Origin of the sequence: Micromonospora sp. NBC_01655, assembly GCF_026339755.1 — a bacterium.
In the GTDB taxonomy this organism is placed as follows: domain Bacteria; phylum Actinomycetota; class Actinomycetes; order Mycobacteriales; family Micromonosporaceae; genus Micromonospora.
In genome coordinates this window covers 6227381-6251289 of the sequence record NZ_JAPEQF010000001.1, presented here as the reverse complement: position 1 = coordinate 6251289, position 23909 = coordinate 6227381, and the positions used below count along the sequence as shown (strand labels likewise).

Annotated in this window: 14 protein-coding genes and 1 pseudogene; 14 read left to right on the top strand and 1 reads right to left on the bottom strand. The window is 73.3% G+C overall.

The genetic code is table 11. The annotated features are described in order from the left end of the window. Nucleotides 1-186 precede the first annotated feature (186 nt). From OOK41_RS27505 to OOK41_RS27465, 9 genes and pseudogenes are all read left to right on the top strand, one after another. A complete protein-coding gene (locus OOK41_RS27505; RefSeq protein ID WP_266267210.1) occupies nucleotides 187-483 on the top strand; it encodes a DivIVA domain-containing protein in 297 nt (98 codons plus the stop codon). Continuing rightward, entirely contained in the window at nucleotides 480-731 is a 252-nt protein-coding gene (locus tag OOK41_RS27500; RefSeq protein ID WP_266267209.1) for a hypothetical protein, read from the top strand. The genes OOK41_RS27505 and OOK41_RS27500 overlap by 4 nt, the downstream gene beginning before the upstream one ends. A gap of 5 nt (nucleotides 732-736) precedes the next feature. Then, nucleotides 737-2689, top strand: a complete 1953-nt coding sequence (locus OOK41_RS27495; RefSeq protein ID WP_266267208.1) for a hypothetical protein — start codon at nucleotides 737-739, stop codon at nucleotides 2687-2689. Between the two features lie 285 nt (nucleotides 2690-2974). After that, nucleotides 2975-6793, top strand: coding sequence for a phage resistance protein (locus OOK41_RS27490; RefSeq protein WP_266267207.1), 3819 nt, complete (start codon nucleotides 2975-2977; stop codon nucleotides 6791-6793). After that, on the top strand, nucleotides 6790-9522 hold the full coding sequence (pglZ, locus tag OOK41_RS27485; RefSeq protein ID WP_266267206.1) for a BREX-2 system phosphatase PglZ: 2733 nt from the start codon (nucleotides 6790-6792) through the stop codon (nucleotides 9520-9522). The genes OOK41_RS27490 and pglZ overlap by 4 nt, the downstream gene beginning before the upstream one ends. Beyond that, nucleotides 9519-10820, top strand: a complete 1302-nt coding sequence (gene brxD, locus OOK41_RS27480) for a BREX system ATP-binding protein BrxD (protein ID WP_266267205.1) — start codon at nucleotides 9519-9521, stop codon at nucleotides 10818-10820. Before pglZ ends, brxD begins: the two co-directional genes overlap by 4 nt. Further along, nucleotides 10817-12997 (top strand): DEAD/DEAH box helicase, encoded by a 2181-nt coding sequence (locus OOK41_RS27475; protein WP_266267204.1) that lies wholly within the window; start codon nucleotides 10817-10819, stop codon nucleotides 12995-12997. The genes brxD and OOK41_RS27475 overlap by 4 nt, the downstream gene beginning before the upstream one ends. Nucleotides 12998-13311: 314 nt before the next feature. Beyond that, on the top strand, nucleotides 13312-13671 hold the full coding sequence (locus tag OOK41_RS27470; RefSeq protein WP_323136269.1) for a fatty acid desaturase: 360 nt from the start codon (nucleotides 13312-13314) through the stop codon (nucleotides 13669-13671). Beyond that, a pseudogene (locus tag OOK41_RS27465) lies at nucleotides 13587-13904 on the top strand (hypothetical protein); the annotation flags it as partial. The gene OOK41_RS27470 and the pseudogene OOK41_RS27465, both read left to right, overlap by 85 nt. 61 nt (nucleotides 13905-13965) lie before the next feature. Here OOK41_RS27465 and ilvD read toward each other — a convergent pair. Beyond that, nucleotides 13966-15813, bottom strand: coding sequence for a dihydroxy-acid dehydratase (gene ilvD / locus OOK41_RS27460; RefSeq protein WP_266267202.1), 1848 nt, complete (start codon nucleotides 15811-15813; stop codon nucleotides 13966-13968). 130 nt (nucleotides 15814-15943) lie between these two features. On the opposite strand from ilvD, the gene OOK41_RS27455 reads away from it, so the two are divergent. From OOK41_RS27455 to serA, 5 genes are all read left to right on the top strand, one after another. Next, entirely contained in the window at nucleotides 15944-18376 is a 2433-nt protein-coding gene (locus OOK41_RS27455) for a bifunctional diguanylate cyclase/phosphodiesterase (RefSeq protein ID WP_266268022.1), read from the top strand. A gap of 183 nt (nucleotides 18377-18559) precedes the next feature. Continuing rightward, nucleotides 18560-20443, top strand: coding sequence for an acetolactate synthase large subunit (locus OOK41_RS27450; RefSeq protein WP_266267201.1), 1884 nt, complete (start codon nucleotides 18560-18562; stop codon nucleotides 20441-20443). Next, nucleotides 20443-20958, top strand: a complete 516-nt coding sequence (ilvN, locus tag OOK41_RS27445; RefSeq protein WP_117666201.1) for an acetolactate synthase small subunit — start codon at nucleotides 20443-20445, stop codon at nucleotides 20956-20958. Before OOK41_RS27450 ends, ilvN begins: the two co-directional genes overlap by 1 nt. A 71-nt stretch (nucleotides 20959-21029) precedes the next feature. Beyond that, on the top strand, nucleotides 21030-22043 hold the full coding sequence (ilvC, locus tag OOK41_RS27440) for a ketol-acid reductoisomerase (protein WP_117666203.1): 1014 nt from the start codon (nucleotides 21030-21032) through the stop codon (nucleotides 22041-22043). Nucleotides 22044-22309: 266 nt separating this feature from the next. Continuing rightward, a complete protein-coding gene (serA, locus tag OOK41_RS27435) occupies nucleotides 22310-23908 on the top strand; it encodes a phosphoglycerate dehydrogenase (RefSeq protein WP_266267200.1) in 1599 nt (532 codons plus the stop codon). The last annotated feature ends 1 nt before the right edge of the window (nucleotide 23909 follow it).

Here is a 23909-nt window from a genome sequence, read left to right as displayed (position 1 = left end):
TTTGCAACATCTCGACGCCCACTGGAGGTACGGGAATGTTGCGCACGAATAGCGGAACAGTATGGGCTGACATTGGTTGTGATAGTGCCCCTGACCTTACAAGATGGCCCTGACAAAGGCGACGACCGTGGAATTCCCACCGTCTATTGAAAGCCGCTCCCTATTGGTCATCGAGGAGGTGCTGGCGTGCGCGCGTTCCCCCGTCATCCGCGTCCGGTCGGGTCGCCGAGGTCGTCGGCGTACCGGGTTGCCGACCACGTACCGCTGAAGCCCTGGCAGGTGCGCGAGCGCCGGTTCACCCGGCGCGGCCGGCGCGGGGTGGACGCGGTCGAGGTAGCCGCATTCCTCGACCGGGTCGCCGACGAGCTGGCCGAGGTCTACGCGGTGCTCGACAGCAGCCGCCGGGAGATCGAGCGGATCAGGGAAGTCCTGCGGGCCTGGCAGGCGCAGCGCGTTCGCGCGGACCGGGCGGCCCGGTGGTGAGCCCGCGCTGGGTGGTGCACCTGCCGTTCACCGCCTCCGACCTGCCCACCGCCCGCCGGTTCGCGGCGGCGCTGGCCCGGTCGGTGACGTTCCTGCCCGAGGTGGACGCCGGCGAGACCACCGTGTCGGCCGAGGACGAGCAGGGCGTACGCCAGCGGGTCTTCTGCGACCTGCCGATGCTCAATGGCCGGCGCTGCGTGCGCCGCGTCGACCACGACGGGCCGTGCTCCGCCCGGCCGCCCCGATGACCGGCGTGACCACCGTCGCCTGCCCGCACTGCGACGGCATGACCTTCCGGCTCGACCCCTGCCGCTGCACCCGCTACGGCAACCGGCTCCTGGCCGACGACGACGGCGGCAACGACCACGGTCCGGCCGGCGACGCGGGCGGGCACCGGGAGCCGTACCGCGCGTGCGGGCTGTGCCGGGGTGCCGGCACGGTCGCGGTCGCCTGCCAGCGCTGCGGGCGGCGGGGCCGGCGGCGCGCGCAGCTCGTGCTGACCGTGGCCAACCTCGACACCGGCGCGGTCGCCTCCCACGAGATCGTGCCCGACGACCTCGACCCCCGCCCGTGCCCGGCGGGTGGCTGGGCGGTCGAGCTGACGCCCCGGGTACGCGAACTGGCCGCCGAGGCGGGCGTCGCCGCAGGAGTGGACCCGCTGACCGTACGGCTGCCGGCAGCCTGGCGGCCCGACCTGCCGGCGGCCGAGCGGCACGAGCTGGCGGCGCGGGCCGTCGCGGAGGCAGCCCGGCCGGCGTGGCGGGTGCTGGTGGGCCGGGCGGCCGCCCCGCCCCCGGTCGACCCGGCGCGGCGGCTGGCCCGGCTCTGCGCGGTGGCCGACCTGCTCCTGCTCGACCTGGTCGTGGAGGCCCGCCGGCACGGCGGCGTGCTGCGCTGGTCCGTCCGGTACGAGGTGCCCGGCTCTCCGGTGCCGGACGGGCCGCCGGAGTCGCGCTTCGCCGACCTGACCGCCGGCCTGGCCGGCACGGACGTGGCCGACGCGCTGGCCGGGCTCGGCGAGCGCGGCCGGGACGCGCCCGCTCGGATGCTCAGCCCCGATCCGCTCCGGCCGCTCATCCCGGCGACGACGGACGTGGCGGAGGTCGCCCGCCGGGTGCGCGCCGACTGCACCGCCTCCGGGGCACAGGCCGTCTGGCGGGACGGCCGCTGGTGGCACACCGCCCTGCATGCCGGCGAGCCGGTGGAGACGCTGGTCGAGCAGCCCACGGGGCAGGTGGTTCGCCGGGCCCGGGTGCCGCTGCGCCGGGCGGCCGAGCCGCCGGACCCGCCGTGGCTTGGCGAGCCGGTGCCGTGGCGGCCCTGCCCGGACTGCCGCCCGGTGCGGCCGTCGGCGCTGACCTGCACCACCTGCGGCGGCACCCGCCGGGTGCACCAGGCGGTCCTGGTCACCCTGACCGACCTGCGGCACCGGGTGGTGCACCTGACCTGGCGGGCCGGCACGCCGGAGACGGTGTCGGCGGTGAGCGTCCGGCCGGGCGGCCGGGCCGTCGTCCGGCTTCCCGAGCGCTACCGGCTGGGTGCCTGGGCGGCCGTGTTCGGCGTACGCCCGGAGGACCTCGCCGAGACCGACGGCGGCCACGACCTCCCGCCGGACGTGCGCGAGGGCTACGTCGCCCTGCCCTGGGCGGGCGCGGACCCGGTGGGGGAGCAGGTGCGCGCCGTCGGCCCGGCGCTGCCCGCCGCGCGCCTGCTGGTGACCGCAGTACGCCCCGACCCGCCGCCGCTGGCCGAGCTGCTCCGGCTCGCCCTCGGCCTGGACCTGGCGCTGGTGGTGAACGTGCTCGACCTGCGCCGGCACCCGGCCGCGCCGATGCGGGCGCACGGCGTGCTCTGGTCGGTCGAGCTGCGCCCGCCGGCCGCCCCGGTGCACCCCGACGACCTGCCGTGCCGGCCCAGCCTGGAGGCGGCCGTGGCGCACTGCCTCGACGGCCTCGACGTCGCCCTGCCCGAGACCGCGCCGGAGGACCCCGGAGTGCCGGTCCCGGTGCCCCGGTCGGCCGCCCGCCCGCTGCCGCCCGACCCGGTTCCTGGGCTGCGGCGGCTGGCGGGGCAGCACGCCGGCCGCCCGCTCAGCGTCCGATTCAGCCGGGCCGCCTGCGCCGTCTACCGCCACAACGGCGGCCCCCTGTTGCTGGTCGAGGGCGGCGACCTGCCCGCTGCCCTGGCCGCCCTTCGGCTGGCATGACCGTCACCGGGCACCACCCCGATCGGCCGGCCCGTCGTGGTGGAGGAACCCTCACAGTTGTGATTGCAGCTCTCGGAGCTGTGCCAGCGCCGGACCTTGGCCGGCTGACCCTGAGTGTCGAGATTCAGACTCTCGTTCAGTCCCCAACCGGCCCTGCCGCGAGCGGTCGACGCTGAGCTGGGACTTCTCGGACGATCGGAGGAAGCGCCCGCCATTGGTCCACTGTGGTCCCGTCAGCCGGACCGCAAATTGGCCAACCAGTGCGGTACCCGTTCAATCAGGTCGATGGGTAGCGTGTCGGGCACCTGGGGAGCTGGAGGAACATTGGCGACGCTGCTGCGCGACCTGATCGACATCCCGACGTCCGTCGGCGAGGGCGACTTCGTGGTGAAGGCGGCCGAGGGCGCCGACCTGAGCCGGTACGTCGTCACCGACCAGCTTCGGGAGAGTTTCGCCAAGGCGCTGGGGCGGATCGGCCACGCCGTCACCACCGGCCGCTCCCAGGCGCTGTTCCTGCACGGCTCGTTCGGCTCCGGCAAGTCGCACTTCATGTCGGTGCTGCGGGAGATCCTCGCGCATAACCCCAGGGCCCGGGAGATCGGAGGGCTGGACGGCGCGGTCGTCGCCGCCGACGACTGGCTGCCCGACCGGAAGTTCCTCACCCTGACCCTGCACATGCTCGACGCGCGCTCGGTGGAGCAGGCGATCCTTGAGGGGTACCTGCGCCACGTCACCGTCGCCCACCCGGACGCGCCGCTTCCCGCCGTACACCGGTCGGACGCGCTGCTGGGCAACGCCGCCGGCCTGCGCCGGACGCTCGGTGACGACAAGTTCTTCGCGGCACTGGGCGGCGGCACCGTCACGGGCGGCGGCCTGGCGGCGATGCGGGCCCAGGCCGAGGGCTGGACCCCGCAGCGGTACGCCGAGGCCGCCGCGCAGCCGCCCGGCACCAAGGAGCGCGACGCGCTGGTCAGCGCCCTCACGCAGGCGTTCTTCAGCGGCGCGGTGCACAGCGCCGAGTACCTCGACCTCGACACCGGCCTCGCCGTCATCACCCGGCACGCCAAGTCCCTCGGGTACGACGCGATCGTGCTCTTCCTCGACGAGCTGATCCTCTGGCTCTCCGGCCGGATCGCCGACCACACCTTCGTCAACACCGAGGGCGCCAAGCTCAACAAGCTCGTCGAGTCCGCCGACGCCACCCGTCCGCTGCCCCTGGTCTCCTTCGTGGCCCGCCAGCGCAACCTGGAGGAGTTCCTCGGCCCGCAGGTCGGCGGCACCGAGCGGGAGGCGCTGGCGCAGGTGATGCGCAGCGTCCAAGGGCGGTTCGGGGAGATCGTCCTCGCCGACACCAACCTGCCCGAGATCACCGAGGGGCGGCTGCTCAAGCCGAACGACGAGACGGCCCGCGCGGTCATCGACAACGCCTTCGCCGCAGTCCGGCACAACCGCGAGGTGTGGGACACGCTGCTGCTCGGCGCGCAGTACGGCGACGCCGGCATCGGCTCCGACGCCACCGCCTTCCGGCAGCTCTACCCCTTCTCGCCGGCCCTCGTGGCCACCCTCGTCGCACTCTCCCAGGCGTTGCAGCGTGAGCGGACGGCGCTGAAGGTGATGACGGAGCTGCTGGTCGAGCGGCGGGACACCCTGCGCGTCAACGACCTGATCGGGGTCGCGGCCCTGTTCGACCCGCTGGTGCTGCGCGGCGAGCTGCCCGACCGCCCGGAGCTGCGCCAGAAGTTCGAGGCCGCCCGCACGCTCTACCTGCGTAAGCTGCGCCCGATCCTGCTCGCCCTCAGCGGCATCGACGAGGAGAAGACCGCCTCGCACACCCAGTTCCAGCTCGACGACAAGCTGGTCAAGACCATCCTGCTCGGGGCCCTGGTGCCCGAGGTGCCGGCCCTGCACAACCTGACCGCCGCCAAGCTGCACGCGCTGAACTTCGGCTCCATCGCCTCGCCGATCCCCGGCTACGAGAACACGATGGTGCTCAACCGGCTGACGAAGATCCAGCAGGACGCCGGCGAGCTGCACCTGACCGACGACCACGACAAGGTCGTGTCGCTCAAGCTGCACACCGTCGACTTCGACAAGCTGCTCGACCTGGTGCCGCACAACGAGACCTCGGCCGGCGTGCGGCAGCAGTTGCTCCGGGAACTGATCAGCGCCGAGATGGGGCTGGCCGGCAGCGAGGGCAGCCACGGCGAGCTGCAGCAGCCGCGCGACTGGCGGGGTCGGCGGCACGTCGTCCAGGTCAAGTTCGGCAACGTCCGGGACCCCGACACCATGCCGATCGCCGCGCTGCTCGCCCCCGGCGAGTCCTGGCGGATCGTCGTGGACTACCCGTTCGACCCGCAGGACTACCCGCGCAGCGCCGACCGGGCCCGGATCGAGGAACTGCCCCGGGGCTCCAACACGGTGTTCTGGCTGCCGCTCTACCTCACCGACGACCTGATGGGCCGGGTCGCCCAACTCGCAAAGATCAACTACCTGCTCGGTGTCGGCGGCGCGGGGGAGCGGCTCAACACCCTCGCCGCGGACTGGCCCAAGGCCGACCGGCAGCAGGGCCGGGTCTACCTGCTGCAACGGCAGACCCAGCTCCGCGAGGGCCTGATCACCGCGCTCAAGCAGGCGTACGGGGCGGCCAACGCGCAGCCCTCCGACGTGCACGACGACACCGTCGGGGTGCTGCACACCCTGGCCGAGGGGCTGCGCATCGGCGACCCCCGGGGCGGGACCCTCGCCGACGCGTTCAAGAACCTCACCGCCGAGCTGCTGGAGTGGTCGTACCCGGGCACGCCGGCCCTGCCGGTGGAGGAGAAGCCGCTCACCCGTGGCGACCTGGCCAAGGTCTTCGAGTACGCGAAGCTGGCCGCCGCCGACCCCACCGGCGGCGTCTCCGTCGCGACCCCCGCCGACCAGCGGCTGCTCCGCCGGATCTGCAACCCGCTGCAGCTCGGCGAGCTGATCGACAACCGTTACGTGCTCACCATGGGCACCTGCTACTGGAGCCGGCACCTGCTGCAGGAGGCGGCCAAGGAGGACTACCGGGACCACTTCCCCGTGCACCGGCTCCGGGGCTGGCTGGACGTGCCGAAGCGGCGCGGCTTCGACCGCGACCTGCAGAACCTGATCATCGCCGTCTTCGCTCTCGAACAGCAGTTGAGCTGGTACGACAGCGTTCGGAAGGTCAACGTCGGCGTGGTGAACGGCGTGGAGGACCGCTTCGAGCTGCGGCACCCGCCGATGCCGACGGAGGAGGCATGGAAGGCGGCCGTGCAGTTCGGGCAGCCCTTCTTCGGCGAGGTGCTGCCCCGGTTCCGCAACCCGGCCAACCTCGTGGACCTGGCCGGGAAGATGCGGGGCGTCGCCACCACGTACGCCGAGACCGCCGGGAAACTCGTGGCCAGCCTGACGGAGCACGCCGCGCTGCTCGGCCTCGAGCCGGACGCGCAGGTCGGCCGGCTCGCCGCCGCCCGGCGGGTCGCCGAGCTGCTCGCCCAGGTCAAGGCCGAACAGGACGATGTGGTGCTCGTCGGCGTGGTCGCCGAAGGGGAGAAGCGCCTCAGCGGCCTGGACGGCCTGGCCGCGAGCGGCGTCTACAAGCAGGCCGGGAAGCTCTGCACGGCGCTGGCCGCCACGCAGTGGCCGCTGATCAGGGCCGTGGAGCAAAGGGCCACGTCCGACCCGCGTGCCCAATCCGTACTCGACCGGCTTCGGGCCGCCGCCCGGGACGAGCAGCACGGCTCCGACCTGGCCAAGGCGTTGCAGGACGCGGTCGACGCCGCAGCCGCACTGCTGGCCGACGACGATCGGCCGGTCGCACCCACGAAGCCGCCGGTTGTCGACCCGCCGGTCTTTGTCCCGCCGGACTCCAACCCGCTGGCCCTCGATCCGCCGCCCGTCATCCCGAACCCGCCGGGCGTCGTCCCGAAGCCACGCGATCCCGGGGACCCGGTTCTCCCGCCGCCAGCCGCCCGCCAGGCGGTCGTGACCGGCGCGGAGGAACTGGACCGGTTCGTCGACGTGCTGCGGGTCGAGGTCGCTGCCGGCAGGCGGGTCACCGTCACCTGGCAGGTCGAGGAGTCGGAGCGCCGGCCGTGAGCCTCACCCGGGCCGCCGTCCGCCCGGCGGCCGTACGGCGCAAGGTCGAGGCGTGGCTCGCCGAGCGGGACGACAGCGACGCCATCGTGCTGCACGCCCGCCCCGAGTGGACCGACGAGCCGGTGCTCACCGTGGGGGACACCCCGGTGCGGATCGTGCCCTGCCCGACGCCGATCGCCGCACGGGCCGCGCTCGCCGACCGGGCCGCGTACGAGAAGCTCGTCCTGCTGACCGACCTGACCGACATGGAACTGGGCGACGGCCTGCTGACCCACGTCAGCATGCAGAAGGGGCGCAGCGTCGACCCGTGGGACGTGGTCACCCAGGTGTTCGGCGGCCAGGTGCGGCTCGACTCGACCCTGGTGCGCACCGGCCGCTGGGTCGCCGACGCGCTCACCGATCTCGCCCCGGTCGAGGGCTGGGCCCCGCCCGCGGGCCTCATCCTCACCCGAGATCACGCCCTGCGGCACCTCGCCGGGGCGGTGCTCGGCCTCGACCCCGACGAGCTGGACGGCGCCGGGCTCCTCCAGTGGAGCACCGACGCACGTACCCAACTGCGCTTCGCCGACCTGCCCACCGAGTGGACCGACGGGATTGCCGTGTTCCTCGCCGAGGTGGCCGGCCCGGTCGCCGTGCCGGTGCTCGCCGCCGTCCGGGCCGGGCACGGCATCGACGCCATCCCGCTCGGCCTGCTCGCCGGGGTGCTCCGGCCCCGGGACGTCGAGCCGCGACCCGACGTGGAGCTGGTGGTCGCCCGGACCCGGCTCGAACCGCGCTTCGGCGGTGCCCGGCTGACGGAGGCGCAGGCGACCGCGTTCGGGGAGGCCACGGAGGCGTGGATCTACCGGGCCCTCGACGGCGACGACGCCGTACGCCACGACGCGCATCGGATGCTGCGCCGGGCCGAGGAGATCGCGGCCGAGATCGACATCGCCGGGCGGCTCGCCGCGTCGGCCCTGCTGCCGGCCGGCTTCACCCAGCGGATGCGCGCGTTCGGGGCCGCGGTGCGGCTCGCCGTTCCGGTGGCCGGGGCGGGGCCCGCCGCTGAGCTGATCGAACGGGCGCAGGACCGGCTCGCCGAGGTCGAGGCCCACCGGTCGGCCGACCGGCCTCGGGTGGAGACCGCCAGGATGGCCGTCCGGCTGCTGCGGTGGCTGGCCGTGCCCGAGGGACCCGCCCCCGCCACCATTCTCGACGCCGTGCACCGACAGGTCCGCGCCGACGGGTGGGTCGACCGCGCCCGGCTGGACGTCTTCGCCGGCGACGTCGACCAGGAGGTAGCGCAGGCGTACCGGCTGCTGCATGCGGCCGTCGACGCCCGTCGCGCCCGGCACGACCGCCAGTTCGCCGAGCTGCTGCAGGACATGACCGGCGCCGAGCGGGAACCTGGTGCCCTGCTGCGGGTGGAGGACGTGCTGGACCGCGTCGTCCGTCCCGTCCTCGACGGCGGGCGTCGGGTCCTGATGCTCGTCCTCGACGGCATGGGCACCGCGGCGGGCATCGAGATCGCCGACTCCCTCGGCCGCAGCGGCGTCTGGACCGAACTGACCCCCGGCGGCGGCCCCCGGACCGGGGTCCTTGCCGCGCTGCCGACGGTCACGCAGGTCAACCGGTGCAGCCTGTTCAGCGGGCGGATCGCCGTCGGTGACCGTGGCGCCGAGTTGCGCGCCTTCCGCGAGCAGTTCCCGGGCAGCGTGCTGTTGCACAAGTCCGACCTGCGCACCCCGGCCGGGCAGGCCGTCGACCCCGAGGTGGCCGCCGCCATCGCCGACCCCGCCGTCCCGCTGGTCGCCGCCGTCATCAACACCATCGACGACGCCCTGGACCGCAGCGACCCCGGCACCACCGAGTGGAGCACGGACACCGTCAACGGGCTGCGGGACCTGCTCGCGGTGGCGCAGGACCGGGTCGTGGTGCTGGTCTCCGACCACGGCCACGTCGTCGACCGGGGCACCGAGGCGGTCCTCCTGCCCGCCGACTCCAGCGAGAACCGGTGGCGTCCGGCGACGGGTGAACCCGGTGACGGCGAGCTGCTCTTCCGGGGCAGCCGGGTGGCCCTCGCCGAGGGGAAGGCGATCCTGCCCTGGCGGGAGGAACTGCGGTACGGCCCGCGCAAGGCCGGATACCATGGGGGTGCCGCTCCCGCCGAGGCCGTGATCCCACTGCTGCTCTTCGCGGTGCACGACGAGAACGCCGTCCCGGGGTGGGCGGGAGCGCCGGTGTCGAGCCCCGAGTGGTGGCGCGAGCCGCTGCGGCCGACGGCCGGGGAGGCGACCTCCCGCGAGGCCGCCCAACCGGAGAACAGGCGTTCCGTTCGCCGTGCCGCCCGGCCGGCCGTCCAGGACGAGGGCCTGTTCGACCTGCCCGCCCCGACTGCCGCGCCGGCCCCGCCCGAACCGCCTGCTGCGGCTGATCCCGCGACGGTCCTCGTCGACGCACTGCTGGCCAGCCCGGTGTACGCCGACCGCCGGGGCACCCGGGCGCCCCTGTCCGACGAGCGGGTGGCCGCCATGGTCGCCACTCTCATCGCCGGCAACGGGCGGGCAGCCCTGGAGACGCTGGCCACCAGGGCCGGCGTACCCGTGCACCGGGTCACCGGCACGTTCACCGTGCTGCGGCGGCTGCTGCAGGTCGAGGGGTACCCCGTGCTCAGCCTGGACCCGGACGGCCGGACCGCCAAGCTCGACATCGCCCTGATGGTCGAGCAGTTCGGGCTGGAGGCCCCGTGACGGTAGAGGTCAGCGCGCGGCGGCGCAGGGACATCGTCGACGCCCTCCGGCGGGGAGCGGTGCCCGCCAACGGCCTAGACGCACTCGCCGTCGGACTGGACCGCTTCACCTCCACCCTCGACGAGGAGCTCGACCGGGTCGCCGGTGGCGGCAGCGTGTTCAAGGCCGTGCGGGGCGAGTACGGCGCCGGGAAGACCTTCCTCACCCGGTGGCTGGGGGAGCGGGCGAAGCGCCGGGGATTCGCGGTGGCCGAGGTGCAGGTCTCCGAGCTGGAGACGCCGCTGCACCGGATGGAGACTGTCTACCGCCGGCTCGTCGAACAGTTGACGACCGAGCAGTTCGCCCCGAGCGCGCTGCGTCCGGTCCTCGACGGGTGGATCTTCGCTCTCGAGGAGGACGTGCTGGCCGCTGGCACGGTTGCCGAAACTGACGCGGACGGGCTCGACCGGGCGGTCGGCGAGCTGCTGGAACGTCGGCTGGCGGACATCTCCCGGAGCACACCCGGCTTCGCAGCCGCGCTGCGCGGCTACCGGGCGGCCATCGCCTCCGGCGACCAGGTGACCGCCGGCGGGCTGGCCGCCTGGCTGGGCGGACAGCCCCACGTCGCGGCCACGGCTCGCCGGGCCGCCGGGGTCAAGGGGGATCTCGACCACTTCGGGGCGCTCAGCTTCCTGCAGGGCCTGCTGACGGTGCTCCGGGACAGCGGGCATCCCGGCCTGCTCCTGGTCCTCGACGAGGTCGAGACCCTGCAGAGGGTTCGGTCGGACGCCCGCGACAAGGCCCTGAACGCGCTGCGGCAACTGGTCGACGACATCTACGCCGGGCGCTTCCCGGGCCTGTTCCTGCTGATCACCGGCACCCCGGCGTTCTTCGACGGCCAGCAGGGTGTGCAGCGGCTCGCGCCGCTGGCCCAGCGCCTCGCCACCGACTTCGGCCCGGAACCGCGCTGGGACAACCCTCGCGCCACCCAGCTTCGGCTCCCCGGGTTCACCGAGGCAGCCCTGGTCCAGCTCGGGATACGGGTACGCGAGATCTACGGCAGCGACCGGGTGACCGACGTGGTCGGCGACGACTACCTCGCTGAACTCGCCCGGGCCGTCGCCGGCCGGCTGGGTGGTCAGGTCGGGGTTGCTCCGCGGGTCTATCTCAAGAAGCTCGTCGCCGACATCTTCGACCGGGTGGACCAGTTCGCCGACTGGAATCCCCGGGAGCACTACGCGTTGACGCTGCGCTCCGACGAACTGACGGAGGTCGAACGGAACGCCGCCTCGGCCGACGACGTCGACCTGACCCTGTGAACGAAGAGACTTCGCTCGACCCGGTGGTGCTGCACCACGTCGTCAACAGCCTCGGCTGGCCGGAGCTGCGTCCGCTGCAACGAGACGCGATCGGGCCGCTGCTCCACGGCAACGACGGGCTGCTGCTCGCCCCGACGGCGGGCGGGAAGACCGAGGCGGCGGTGTTCCCCCTGCTGTCGCGGATGGCGCGGGAGGGCTGGACCGGCACCTCGGTGCTCTACCTGTGCCCGCTCAAGGCCCTGCTCAACAACCTGCATCCCCGCATCGAGCGGTACGCCGGCTGGCTCGGCCGCACCGCGGCGATCTGGCACGGCGACGTCAACACCGCCGCCCGGCGGGCCGTGCTCTGGCAGCGCCCCGACATCCTGCTGACCACTCCCGAGTCTCTCGAGGCGATGCTGGTGAGCGTCAACGTCGACCACCGGACCTTCTTCGCCGGGCTGCGGGCGGTGGTGGTCGACGAGGTCCACGCCTTCGCCGGGGACGATCGTGGCTGGCACCTGCTCGCGGTGCTGGAGAGGCTGACCCGGGTCGCCGGCCGGCCGCTGCAACGGGTGGGGCTCTCCGCGACCGTCGGCAACCCGGCGCAACTGCTGACCTGGCTGCAGGGCTCGGCGGCGGGCAGCCGGCCGGGGCGGGTGATCGCTCCCGACGTGCCCGCTTCCGCTTCCGCTTCCGTTGCCGTTGCCGTTGCAGATTCCGGTTCCGATTCCGATTCCGATTCCGCAGAGACTGCCGGCCCGCCGCCCGGCGAGATCGAACTCGACTACGTCGGGTCGCTGTTCAACGCGGCGAAGGTGATCTCCGCCCTGCACGCCGGCGAGAAGCGGCTGGTCTTCTGCGAGTCCCGGCAGACCGTCGAGGAACTCGGCCAACTGCTGCGGGAACGCGGGGTGACGACCTTCCTGTCGCACGCCTCCCTCTCCACTGACGAGCGACGCCGGTCCGAGCAGGCGTTCGCCGAGGCGAGGGACTGCGTCATCGTCTCCACCAGCACGCTCGAACTCGGCATCGATGTCGGTGACCTGGACCGGGTCGTCCAGATCGACGCGCCCGCCACCGTGGCGTCGTTCCTGCAGCGGCTCGGCCGCACCGGCCGCCGCCCGGGCAGCACCCGGAACTGCCTGTTCCTGTGCCGCACCGGACAGGACCTGACCCGGGCGGCTGCGCTGCTGACGCTGTGGGGGCGAGGCTGGGTGGAACCGGTCGTCCCGCCGCCCGACCCTCGGCACATCGTCGCCCAGCAGATGCTCGCGCTCTGCCTGCAGGAGCACCGGGTCGGTGACCGCCTCTGGGCTCAGGCGTGGAACGGCCTCGCGCCCTTCGGCCCGGGGGCCGAGCCGATCGTCCGGCACCTTCTCGACCACGGCTACCTGGACAGCGACGGGGGGCTGCTGTTCGTCGGGCCGGAGGCGGAGCGACGGTTCGGCAGGCGGCACTTCATCGACATGACGGCCGTCTTCACCGGGCCGCCGGAGTTCACCGTCCTGCACGGCCGCCAGGAACTGGGCCGGATCGACCCTAGCCTGCTCACCGAGGAGGTGCCCGGCGACCGGCTGCTGTTGCTCGGCGGGCGGAGCTGGCGGGTCACGTACGTCGACTGGCGTCGGCGGCGCTGCTTCGTGGAGCCGGCCGACGACGGCGGCCGGGCCCGCTGGACCTCGCTGGGCTGGGTGGGCTGGAGTCACCCGCTCACCCGGGCGATGCGGGACGTCCTCCTCGGCGAGGATCCACCGGTCCGGCTGACCGGGCGGGCGGTGGAACGGCTGGCGGCGGAACGGACCGACCGGTCGGCCGTGGTGCACCCGGGCGGGAGCCTCGTCGTCAGGGCACCTAACGGCGACCTGACCTGGTGGACGTGGGCGGGCCTGCGGGCAAACGCGACCCTGACCGCGACGTTGGGCGAGGTCGTCGATCCGATGCAGCGGTTCGACGACCACACCATCCGGCTCCGCGCGGACCTGAACCGGACGCAGTGGCGGGCCCTGGTCGCGGACGCGGCGCAGCGGATCTGCCTGCCCGAGGTCAGTGCGCGGGCCCTCGCCGGGCTGAAGTTCGGCGTCGCGCTGCCGGAGCGGCTGGCCCGCGCGACCCTCGCGGCACGCCTCACGGACATCCCCGGGGCGGCGTCGGTGCTGGCGGAGCCGGTCCGCTTCGCCGCCCTGACGCAGCGGTGAGAAGGGACACCTTCTGTATCCTGACCGATCCGATTTCCACCGCAAACGATGTGGCGGACGTTGCGCGAAGAATTGCGCGTTCGGGGACTGGCTCCCGGCGGAACAAGTTGACGATGCGACCCTTTCAGCAACGAATTCCCATGAGGGCGCGGTAGACGGATACGGCATAATCCCGCCGCGGTGGGGAGCTCGTCCGACGCGATCGTGAGTACAGCACCCTCCGGGTGTGTTGTCTGCCAACGGCAGAGCTCCACGTGTCCGCGCTGCGAAGCCTACGATTGTGGTTATTGGTCGCCGTTTCGGCGACGCTGATCATGTCAGTGCCGGAAGTCGCCTGGTACGTCGGTGGAATGTTGATTCTGTTGACGGCCGCATCGGTGCTGACCACGATCGGACTGCTTCGGGCGATGCACAACTATCTGCTGCATCACGCCAGCCACGGCGACTTCGGGCGGATGAGTGCCATCGTCGGAGACCTGGCCGGTGCGACGGCGGCGACCCACTCGCTCGCGGACTACCGGTCCGACCATCAGCGTCACCACGCCGGGCTGACCGACCAGGACGATCCCGATCAGCAGAGCGTGACGTCTCCTTCGGCCTGGTCGTCGGCAGCGAGTTCGGCGTCGCGGCACTCGGTGCCGGGCTGCTCGCCCTGCGAGGCCGCAGGGAGCTGATCCCCGCCTGGGTCGCCCTCGTGGTGGGGGTGCACCTGTTCCCGGTCGCGGCACTGCTCGACTATCCGTTGATCCACGTGGTCGCCGCCCTGGTGACGGCGGCGGCGCTGGCGGCGGTTCCGGTCGCCCGGGCCCGCACCGTGCCGGTGAGCGCGGCGGTCGGGATCGGCGCGGGCGGGGTGCTGCTCGCCGCCGCGGTGTCGTCGCTCGTCATCGCCCTGTTCGGGTACTGAGCGTCGCTCGTGGACGGTGTCGGGCCCTGCCGCCGCTCCGCGTCCGGCAGGGCCCCCGCGCCTACTCCGGCACCCGGCGGTACGCGCCGTCGCTGGCCGAGGTCGCCATCGAGGCGTACGCGCGCAGCGCCGCCGACACCGGCCGTTCGCGGTCGACCGGGGTGTACGGCCGGTCGCGCTTCTCCTGGGCGATGCGTCGGGCCTCCAGCACGTCCTCGGCGACATTGAGCGAGATCGACCGGGCCGGGATGTCGATGACGATCTCGTCGCCGGGCTCGACCAGGGCGATCAGGCCGCCGGAGGCCGCCTCGGGGGAGGCGTGCCCGATGGACAGGCCCGAGGTGCCGCCGGAGAACCGGCCGTCCGTGAGCAGCGCGCAGGACCGGCCCAGCCCCCGGCCCTTGAGGAACGAGGTGGGGTAGAGCATCTCCTGCATGCCGGGGCCGCCCTTCGGGCCCTCGTACCGGATCACCACCACGTCCCCGGCCACGATCTGTTTGGCCAGGATCGCCGTGACGGCGTCGTCCTGCGACTCGTACACCTTGGCCGGGCCGCGGAAGGTCAGGCACTCGTCGGGCACGCCGGCGGTCTTCACCACGCAGCCCTCGGGGGCGAGGTTGCCGTGCAGGATGGCCAGCCCGCCGTCGGCGCTGTAGGCGTGCTCGCGGTCCCGCACGCAGCCGCCCGCCGCGTCGGTGTCCAGCGTGGACCAGCGGTTCGTGGTGGAGAACGGCTCGGTGGTGCGCACCCCGCCGGGGGCGGCGTGGAACAGCTCGACCGCCTCCTCGGTGGCCGAGCCGCCCCGCACGTCCCAGTCGGCGAGCCACCGCTGAAGGCTGGGGGAGTGCACCGAGCGCACGTCCCGGTGCAGCAGGCCGGCGCGGTCCAGTTCGCCGAGGATGGCCGGGATGCCGCCGGCCCGGTGCACGTCCTCCATGTGGTACTGCGGCGAGTTCGGCGCGACCTTGGCCAGGCAGGGCACCCGGCGGGAGACGGCGTCGATGTCGGCGACGGAGAAGTCCAGCTCCGCCTCCCGGGCGGCGGCGAGCAGGTGCAGGATCGTGTTGGTCGACCCGCCCATCGCCACGTCCAGGGCGACGGCGTTCTCGAACGCGGCCCGGTTGGCGATCTGCCGGGGCAGCACCGAGGCGTCGTCGCTGTCGTACCAGCGCTTGGCGATCTCCACGACGGTGCGGCCGGCCTCGACGAAGAGCGACCGGCGGGCGGCGTGGGTGGCCAGCGTCGAGCCGTTGCCGGGCAGGGCCAGGCCGATCGCCTCGGTGAGGCAGTTCATCGAGTTGGCGGTGAACATGCCGGAGCAGGAGCCGCAGGTCGGGCAGGCGGAGCGCTCGATCTCGCCGAGCTGGTCGTCGGTGACCGCGTCGTTGGACGAGGCGACCATCGCGTCGATCAGGTCGATCTTGGAATGCACGATCCCCTCGATCGCCACCGTCTTGCCGGCCTCCATCGGCCCGCCGGAGACGAAGACGGTGGGGATGTTCAGCCGCAGCGCGGCCAGCAGCATGCCCGGGGTGATCTTGTCGCAGTTCGAGATGCAGACCAGGGCGTCCGCGCAGTGGGCGTTGACCATGTACTCCACCGCGTCGGCGATCAGCTCGCGGCTGGGCAGGGAGTAGAGCATCCCGCCGTGGCCCATGGCGATGCCGTCGTCGACGGCGATGGTGTTGAACTCCCGGCCCACCCCGCCGGCCTCGGCCACCGCGTCGGCGACGAGGCCGCCCATGTCCTTGAGGTGTACGTGGCCGGGTACGAACTGGGTGAAACTGTTGGCGATGGCGACGATCGGCTTGCCGAAGTCGTCGTCGGTCATCCCGGTGGCCCGCCAGAGGGCCCGGGCGCCGGCCATCGTCCGGCCGTGCGTGGAGGTCTTCGACCGCAGCTCAGGCATGCGTACCAGTCTTGCACCGCCGGCCGGCGCCCTCCCAGGGGTGCTGCGCGGTGTCCCAACAATTGCGCACCCGGCCCCCCACGCGAGGCGGGCATCCGGCACAGTTGAGGACGTGTACTCCACCCCGGTCATGATCGCCGTTGCGGCGCTGAGCGGGCTCGTCGCCGCCGGCGCCACCGCGCTGCTGGTCGTCCTCGCCCGCCGGGCCGGCCGCCCGTACGGGTGGGCCGGCACGCTGGTCGCCGCCGCGGCGGCCTTCGCGCTGGTCAGCCTGCTGACCGGGCTGACCGCGGCGCTCGCCGGCGGCAGCCACCTGGCGCACACGCAGGGGCAGCGTACGGGGTGGGCCACCCTGATCTCCGCCGGCACGACGATGAGCGCGTTCGCCTTCGGGGCGGGCCTGCTCCGGCTGCCCGGCGCGGGGGTCACCCGGGCGGCGACGGCCCGGCTGGTGCTCGACGGGCTGGTCGTGGCTGCCGCGCTCTGGTTCGTGGGCTGGGTGCTCCTCTCCGAGCCGAGCCGGCTGCTGGCGAGCGCCACCCCGGTGGCCTGCGCGCCGATCCTGCTGGCCACGGTGGGCGTCGCGCTCACCGCCGGGCTCACCCTGATCGTGCTCGTGCGGGCCGCCGCGCCCCGCCGCCGGCTGGCCTGGCTCGGTACCGGGATCACGGCGGTCACCTGCGGCGGCCTCGGCCTCGCCGGGGGGCTCTGCCAGGGCGTGCCGGGGATGGTGCTGGGCGGCGCCGGGCTGGTCGCGGCCGGGCTGCTGGCCGCCGCGCTGGCCATGCGCGGGGCCGTCCCGCCCGGTCAGGTCGACGTCGACCTGATCCGCCGGGACGGCATGTATGCCTTCGTACCGATGGTCGCGATGGCCGCCTCGGCGATGTACCACCTCCTCCAGGGCGGCCGGTTCGACGCGCTGGGCATCGTCGCCGGCAGCGTCGAGGGGTTCGCCCTGGTGGCCCGGCAGTACCTCGCCCTCAACGACGTGCGCCGGTACGCGGGCCGGCTGGCCGAGCGCGAGGCGCACTTCCGGGAGTTGGCCCACACCGACCCGCTGACCGGCCTGGCCAACCGGCGGGGGCTGCTGCGGGCCCTGCAGGACAGCGCCGGCTCCGGCGTCCCGTGCGTGCTGCTCGGCCTGGACCTGGACGGCTTCAAGAACGTCAACGACATGCGCGGGCACGACGTGGGCGACGAGGTGCTGGCCGAGGTGGGCCGGCGGCTGCGCGGCAACCTGCGCCCCGGCGACCTGGCCGCCCGGCTGGGCGGCGACGAGTTCGCGGTGCTCATGCCCGGCCGCCCGGCCGACGCCGGCCGGGTGGCCGAGCGGCTGCTCGGGGTGCTCGGCCGCCCGTACGAGCAGCCCGGCGGGCCGGTCTTCCTCTCGGTCAGCATCGGGGTGGCCGGGCAGCCCGACGAGCCGGACACCGAGCTGTTGCTGCGGCACGCCGACCTGGCCCTGCGCTACGCCAAGCAGCGCGGCAAGAACCGGATCGAGCACTACGACGTCGCCTACGACCAGCTCCTGCGCCGCCGCACGACGGTGGAGCACGAGCTGCGCGGGGCGATCGAGCGCGACGAGCTGCGGTTGGCGTTCCAACCGGTGGCGTCGCTGCCGTCGGTGCGCCCGGTGGGCGCGGAGGCGCTGCTGCGCTGGCACCACCCCGAGCTGGGCAACGTCCGCCCGGACGAGTTCATCCCGCTGGCCGAGGAGTGCGGGATGATCGCCAAGCTCGGCGCGTGGGTGCTGCACCAGGCGTGTTACCAGCTCTCCCGTTGGCTGGCCGACGGGCACGACGTGTGGGTGTCGGTGAACGTCTCGCCCCGGGAGCTGCACGCCCCCGAGTACGTGGTCCAGGTCGCCGAGGCGCTCCGCGCCCACCACGTGCCGCCGCAGCGGCTGGTGCTGGAGGTCACCGAGCACGCCGTCGCGACCGACCTCGACGAGCTGATCCGGCGGCTGACCGCGCTGCGGCGCACCGGCGTCCGGATCGCCCTGGACGACTTCGGCGCGGGGTACTCGTCGCTCGGGCAGCTCCGCCGGCTGCCGATCGACATTCTCAAGATCGACCACAGCCTGGTCGCCGAGCACGAGCCGGTCCGCCCGGTGGGCACCGACGGCCCGGCCTTCGCCCCGATGGTCGACATCGTCATGCGGCTGGGCCACCAGCTCGGGATGGAGGTGATCGCCGAGGGGGTGACCACCCCCGCCGAGCTGGCCGCGGTGGTCGCCGCCGGCTGCCGGTGGGGCCAGGGCGCGCTCTTCGGCTGGGGGGTGCCGGCCGAGCACCTGGAGGCGATGCTGGAGGCCGCCACGTCCGCCGGTGCGCGTCCCGCCCCGGTGTCGGCGCCGGCCGCCGGGCACCCCGCCGCCGTCGCGCCCCCGCCCGCGGCGGCGCGTCCCCGTCGACTGCCGTCGATGCCCGCCCCGCGCCCCGACGGGGAGGCGTCCGCGCAGCTCGGGACGGTCGGCAGCGGTGTGTCGGAGAGCACTCCGCCGAAGTCCGTGAACCAAAATGTGGGATCAGTTGACTCATCGCGTGAGATGCGGCAGGCTTGACCGCATGTCGTCGACCTCTCCGCGAGTACTTACCTGAGCGCACTCTCCGTCATCGAGAGTGCGCTGGCCCCGTGCATCTGCACGAGGGCCGTTTTTATTGCCGTCGGACCCATCGGGGCGGACCCCGCCCGCGTTGCACCGCCTGAAGAGCATCAGCCACTCCAGCCGAAGGCCTGAACCGCCATGACGAGACCCACGCCAGAGACCCTCGCCCACTCCGCCCGCCGGGCCCGCGCCGGCGCCGAGCCGGCGACCGCCGACCAGGTCGCGCCGGCCACCCGCGCCGCCGGCCCGGCCACCCCGGGGGTACGGCAGCCCGCTCCCGCGCAGACCTCCGGAGCCGGTTCGCTCGTGCGGTCCCTGGAGGCGCTCGGCGTCGACGTCGTCTTCGGCATCCCGGGCGGGGCGATCCTCCCGGCGTACGACCCGCTCTACGACTCCACCGTCCGGCACATCCTGGTCCGGCACGAGCAGGGCGCCGGACACGCGGCCACCGGGTACGCCCAGGCCACCGGCAAGGTCGGGGTCTGCATGGCCACCTCCGGCCCGGGCGCGACGAACCTCGTCACCCCGATCGCCGACGCGTACATGGACTCGGTGCCCGTGGTGGCGATCACCGGTCAGGTGGCCCGGCCGGCGATCGGCACGGACGCCTTCCAGGAGGCCGACATCCAGGGCATCACCCTGCCGATCACCAAGCACAACTTCCTGGTGCAGACGCCCGAGGAGATCCCGCAGGTGCTGGCCGAGGCGTTCCACCTGGCCTCGACCGGCCGCCCCGGCCCGGTGCTGGTGGACATCCCGAAGGACGTCCTCCAGGCGCAGACCACCTTCTCCTGGCCGCCGACGCTGGACCTGCCCGGGTACCGGCCGACCCTGCACCCGCACGGCAAGCAGATCCGGGAGGCGGCCCGGCTGATGACCTCGGCCCGCCGGCCGGTGCTCTACGTCGGCGGCGGGGTGCTCAAGGCCGGCGCCACGGAGGGGCTGCGCCGGCTGGCGGAGCTGACCGGCATCCCGGTGGTCACCACGCTGATGGCGCTCGGGGCGTTCCCCGACTCGCATCCGCAGCACCTGGGCATGCCGGGCATGCACGGCACCGTCGCGGCGGTCTACGGCCTGCAGAAGTCGGACCTGATCGTGGCGCTCGGCGCCCGGTTCGACGACCGGGTCACCGGCAAGCTGGACTCGTTCGCCCCGGACGCGGCCGTCGTGCACGCCGACATCGACCCGGCCGAGATCGGCAAGAACCGGCACGCGGACGTGCCGATCGTCGGCGACGCCCGGCACGTGATCGACGAGCTGATCGCCGCGGTCACCACCGAGCGGGCCGCCGGCCACCCGGCCGACCTCGGGGACTGGTGGACCCAGCTCGACGACCTGCGCGAGCGGTATCCGCTGGGCTACGAGGAGCCGGCCGACGGCACCCTCTCCCCGCAGTTCGTGATCGAGCGGCTCGGGAAGATCGTCGGGCCGGACGCCGTCTACGTCGCCGGCGTCGGTCAGCACCAGATGTGGGCGTCGCAGTTCATCTCGTACGAGCGGCCGGCCACCTGGCTCAACTCCGGCGGCCTCGGCACGATGGGGTACGCGGTCCCGGCCGCGATGGGAGCCAAGGTCGGCCGGCCGGACACGGTGGTCTGGGCGGTGGACGGCGACGGCTGCTTCCAGATGACCAACCAGGAGCTGGCCACCTGCGCGCTGGAGGGCATCCCCGTCAAGATCGCCGTGATCAACAACGGCAACCTCGGCATGGTCCGGCAGTGGCAGACGCTGTTCTACAACGAGCGGTACTCGAACACCGAGCTGGGCACCCACAAGCACCGCATCCCGGACTTCGTCAAGCTCGCCGAGGCGCTCGGCTGCATCGGCCTGCGCTGCGAGAACGCGGCCGACGTCGACAAGACCATCGAGGCGGCGATGGCGATCAACGACGCCCCCGTCGTGATCGACTTCGTGGTCGGCAAGGACGCGATGGTCTGGCCGATGGTGGCCGCCGGCACCAGCAACGACGAGATCATGTTCGCCCGCGGCGTCCGCCCGACCTTCGACGAGGACGACATCTGATGAACCTGCACACCCTTTCCGTGCTTGTGGAGAACAAGCCGGGCGTCCTGGCCCGGGTCTCCGGGCTGTTCTCCCGGCGGGGCTTCAACATCAACAGCCTCGCCGTCGGCGAGACCGAGAACCCGGACGTCTCCCGGATCACCATCGTGGTCAACGCCGAGTCGTCCCCGCTGGAGCAGGTCACCAAGCAGCTCAACAAGCTGGTCAACGTGCTCAAGATCGTCGAACTGGACCCGCAGGTCTCGGTCGCCCGGGAACTGCTGCTGGTCAAGGTCCGCGCCGACCGGGCCGTCCGCGGCCAGGTGCTGGAGACGGTCGCCCTGTTCCGCGCCCGGGTGGTTGACGTCGCGCCCGACACGCTGACGATCGAGGCCACCGGCACCCCCGACAAGCTGGACGCGCTGCTGCGCGACCTCGAACCGTTCGGGATCAAGGAGATGGTCCAGTCCGGCACGGTGGCGATCGGGCGCGGCTCGCGTTCGATCACCGCCGGCCCGGCCCTGCGGGCCGCCTGAGCCCCTTGCCCGCCACACCACCCGCACAAGCCACGACGGGCCGCCCGGGCCGTCGTACGAAAGGGAAGTCAATGAGCGTTGAGGTGTACTACGACGACGATGCCGACCTGGGCCTGATCCAGGCCAAGAAGGTGGCGGTGATCGGGTACGGCAGCCAGGGCCACGCCCACGCGCTGTCGCTGCGCGACTCCGGCGTCGACGTGGTGATCGGCCTGCCGGCGGGCTCGAAGAGCCGGCCCAAGGCCGAGGAGCAGGGCCTGCGGGTGCTCACCCCGGCGGAGGCCGCGGCCGAGGCCGACGTGATCATGATCCTGGCCCCGGACACCGCGCAGCGGACCCTCTACACGGAGGCGATCGCGCCGAACCTGGCACCCGGCAAGGCCCTCCTCTTCGGCCACGGCTTCAACATCCGGTACGACCTGATCAAGCCGCCGGCCGACGTGGACGTCGCGATGGTCGCCCCGAAGGGCCCGGGTCACCTGGTCCGCCGCCAGTACGTCGACGGCAAGGGCGTGCCCTGCCTGGTCGCCGTCGAGCAGGACGCCACCGGCAGCGCCCTCGCGCTGGCCCTGGCCTACGCGAAGGGGATCGGTGGCACCCGGGCCGGCGTGATCCGGACCACCTTCAAGGAGGAGACGGAGACCGACCTCTTCGGCGAGCAGGCGGTGCTCTGCGGCGGCGCGGCGGCCCTGGTGCAGACCGGGTTTGAGGTGCTCACCGAGGCGGGCTACGCCCCCGAGGTGGCCTACTTCGAGTGCCTGCACGAGCTGAAGCTGATCGTCGACCTGATGTACGAGGGCGGCATCGCGAAGATGCGCTACAGCATCTCCGACACCGCCGAGTACGGCGACCTCTCCCGTGGTCCGCGCGTGATCGACGCCCGGGTCAAGGAGGAGATGCGCAAGATCCTCGGCGAGGTCCAGTCCGGCGAGTTCGCCCGGGAGTGGGTGGCCGAGGACGAGGCCGGCCGGCCCAACTTCGCCAAGTGGCAGGCAGAGGGCGCGGCGCACCCGATCGAGGAGACCGGTCAGAAGCTGCGGTCCATGATGAGCTGGGTCGACCGGCCGATCACCGAGACCGCCTGACTCCGGCGCGGACAGCGGCGACCCGCCCGACGCCGATCCGGCGCCGGGCGGGTCGTCGCTGTCTCTACACCCACCCGTAACGCCACTGACGTGTCGGGTTTGTGAGGGCACTCACCCCGAGGTCCGGGGCCTGCCGGCCGGCCCGCGCCCTACGATCGCGGGTAGGTGCGTAGCCGGCACCTGACGGCCATGGCACGACTCGGCGCAGGGCGCAGCGCGGCGCCCCGACGTCCCGGCCGACCGCCACACGACCTCTACGAGGACCGATGAATCCTGTCGTACTGATCGCCGAAGAACTCGCCCCCGCCGCCATCGAGGTGCTCGCCCACGACTTCGACGTCCGGCACGTCGACGGCACCGACCGCCCGGCTCTGCTCTCCGCGCTCTCCGAGGCCGACGCGGTGATCGTGCGCAGCGCCACGCAGATCGACGCCGAGGCGATCGACGCCGCCCCGCGGCTGAAGGTGGTCGCCCGGGCCGGCGTGGGCCTGGACAACGTCGAGGTGCCGGCCGCCACCGCGCGGGGCGTCATGGTCGTCAACGCCCCCACCTCCAACATCGTGTCCGCCGCCGAGCAGGCCGTCGCGCTGCTGCTGGCCGTGGCCCGCAACACCGCCAGCGCCAGCGCCGCGCTCAAGGCCGGCGAGTGGAAGCGGTCCAGGTACACCGGCGTCGAGGTGCAGGGCAAGACCGTCGGCGTGGTCGGCCTCGGCCGGATCGGGGTGCTCTTCGCGCAGCGGATCGCCGCCTTCGGCACCCGGCTGATCGCGTACGACCCGTACATCCAGCCGGCCCGCGCGGCGCAGCTCGGGGTGCGCCTGGTCGGGCTGGAGGAGCTGCTGCGGGAGAGCGACTTCATCTCGATCCACCTGCCGAAGACCCCGGAGACCGTGGGCCTGATCGGCGAGAAGGAGCTGGCGATCGTCAAGCCGGGGGTGCGGATCGTCAACGCCGCCCGGGGCGGGCTGGTCGACGAGCAGGCCCTCGCCGACGCGATCGCCGAGGGCCGGGTCGGTGGCGCCGGCGTCGACGTGTACGCCAAGGAGCCGTGCACCTCCTCGCCGCTGTTCGCCTTCGACAACGTGGTGGCCACCCCGCACCTGGGCGCCTCCACCGCCGAGGCGCAGGACAAGGCCGGCCTGGCCGTGGCCAGGAGCGTGAAGCTGGCGTTGCAGGGCGAGTTCGTGCCGGACGCGGTCAACGTGCAGGCCGGCGGCGTGGTCGCCGAGGACGTCCGCCCGCTGCTGCCGCTGGCCGAGAAGCTCGGCCGGGCGTTCACCGCCGTGGCCGGCGGGGTGGCCGCCAGCGTCACCGTCGAGGTGCGCGGGGAGATCGTCAACCACGACGTCTCGGTGCTCAAGCTCGCCGCCACCAAGGGGCTGTTCAGCTCCGTGGTCGAGGAGCAGGTCACCTACGTCAACGCGCCGCACCTGGCCGCCGAGCGGGGCGTCGAGGTCAACCTCGCCAGCCAGGGCGAGACCGCCGACCAGCCGACCCTGGTGACCGTGCGCGGCGCGCTGCCGGACGGCCGCACGGTCAGCGTCTCCGGCACGGTCTCCCACGCCGGCGCCCGCGACGTCCTCAAGCTCACCGAGGTGGACGGCTTCGACGTGGAGATCGGCGCGGAGGGCATCCTGCTCTTCCTGCGCTACGCCGACCGGCCGGGCGTGGTCGGCACCGTCGGCACCCTGCTCGGCGAGGCCGGCATCAACATCGCGGCGATGCAGGTGGCCCGCCGGGAGGCCGGCGGCGAGACGCTGATGACCCTCACGGTGGACCAGGCGCTGGGCGCCGACCTGCTCACCTCGGCGGCCGAGTCGATCGGCGCGACCTCGGCCAGCGCCGCCGACCTGCGCGACGAGTAAG

Coding starts and splice junctions, on each gene's coding strand:
- ilvD (WP_266267202.1), bottom strand. CDS start 15,813: ATGCCTGAGCTGCGGTCGAAGACCTCCACGCACGGCCGGACGATGGCC.
- OOK41_RS27455 (WP_266268022.1), top strand. CDS start 15,944: ATGATCGCCGTTGCGGCGCTGAGCGGGCTCGTCGCCGCCGGCGCCACC.
- ilvN (WP_117666201.1), top strand. CDS start 20,443: ATGAACCTGCACACCCTTTCCGTGCTTGTGGAGAACAAGCCGGGCGTC.
- OOK41_RS27490 (WP_266267207.1), top strand. CDS start 2,975: ATGGGTAGCGTGTCGGGCACCTGGGGAGCTGGAGGAACATTGGCGACG.
- OOK41_RS27450 (WP_266267201.1), top strand. CDS start 18,560: ATGACGAGACCCACGCCAGAGACCCTCGCCCACTCCGCCCGCCGGGCC.
- OOK41_RS27470 (WP_323136269.1), top strand. CDS start 13,312: ATGTCAGTGCCGGAAGTCGCCTGGTACGTCGGTGGAATGTTGATTCTG.
- serA (WP_266267200.1), top strand. CDS start 22,310: ATGAATCCTGTCGTACTGATCGCCGAAGAACTCGCCCCCGCCGCCATC.
- ilvC (WP_117666203.1), top strand. CDS start 21,030: ATGAGCGTTGAGGTGTACTACGACGACGATGCCGACCTGGGCCTGATC.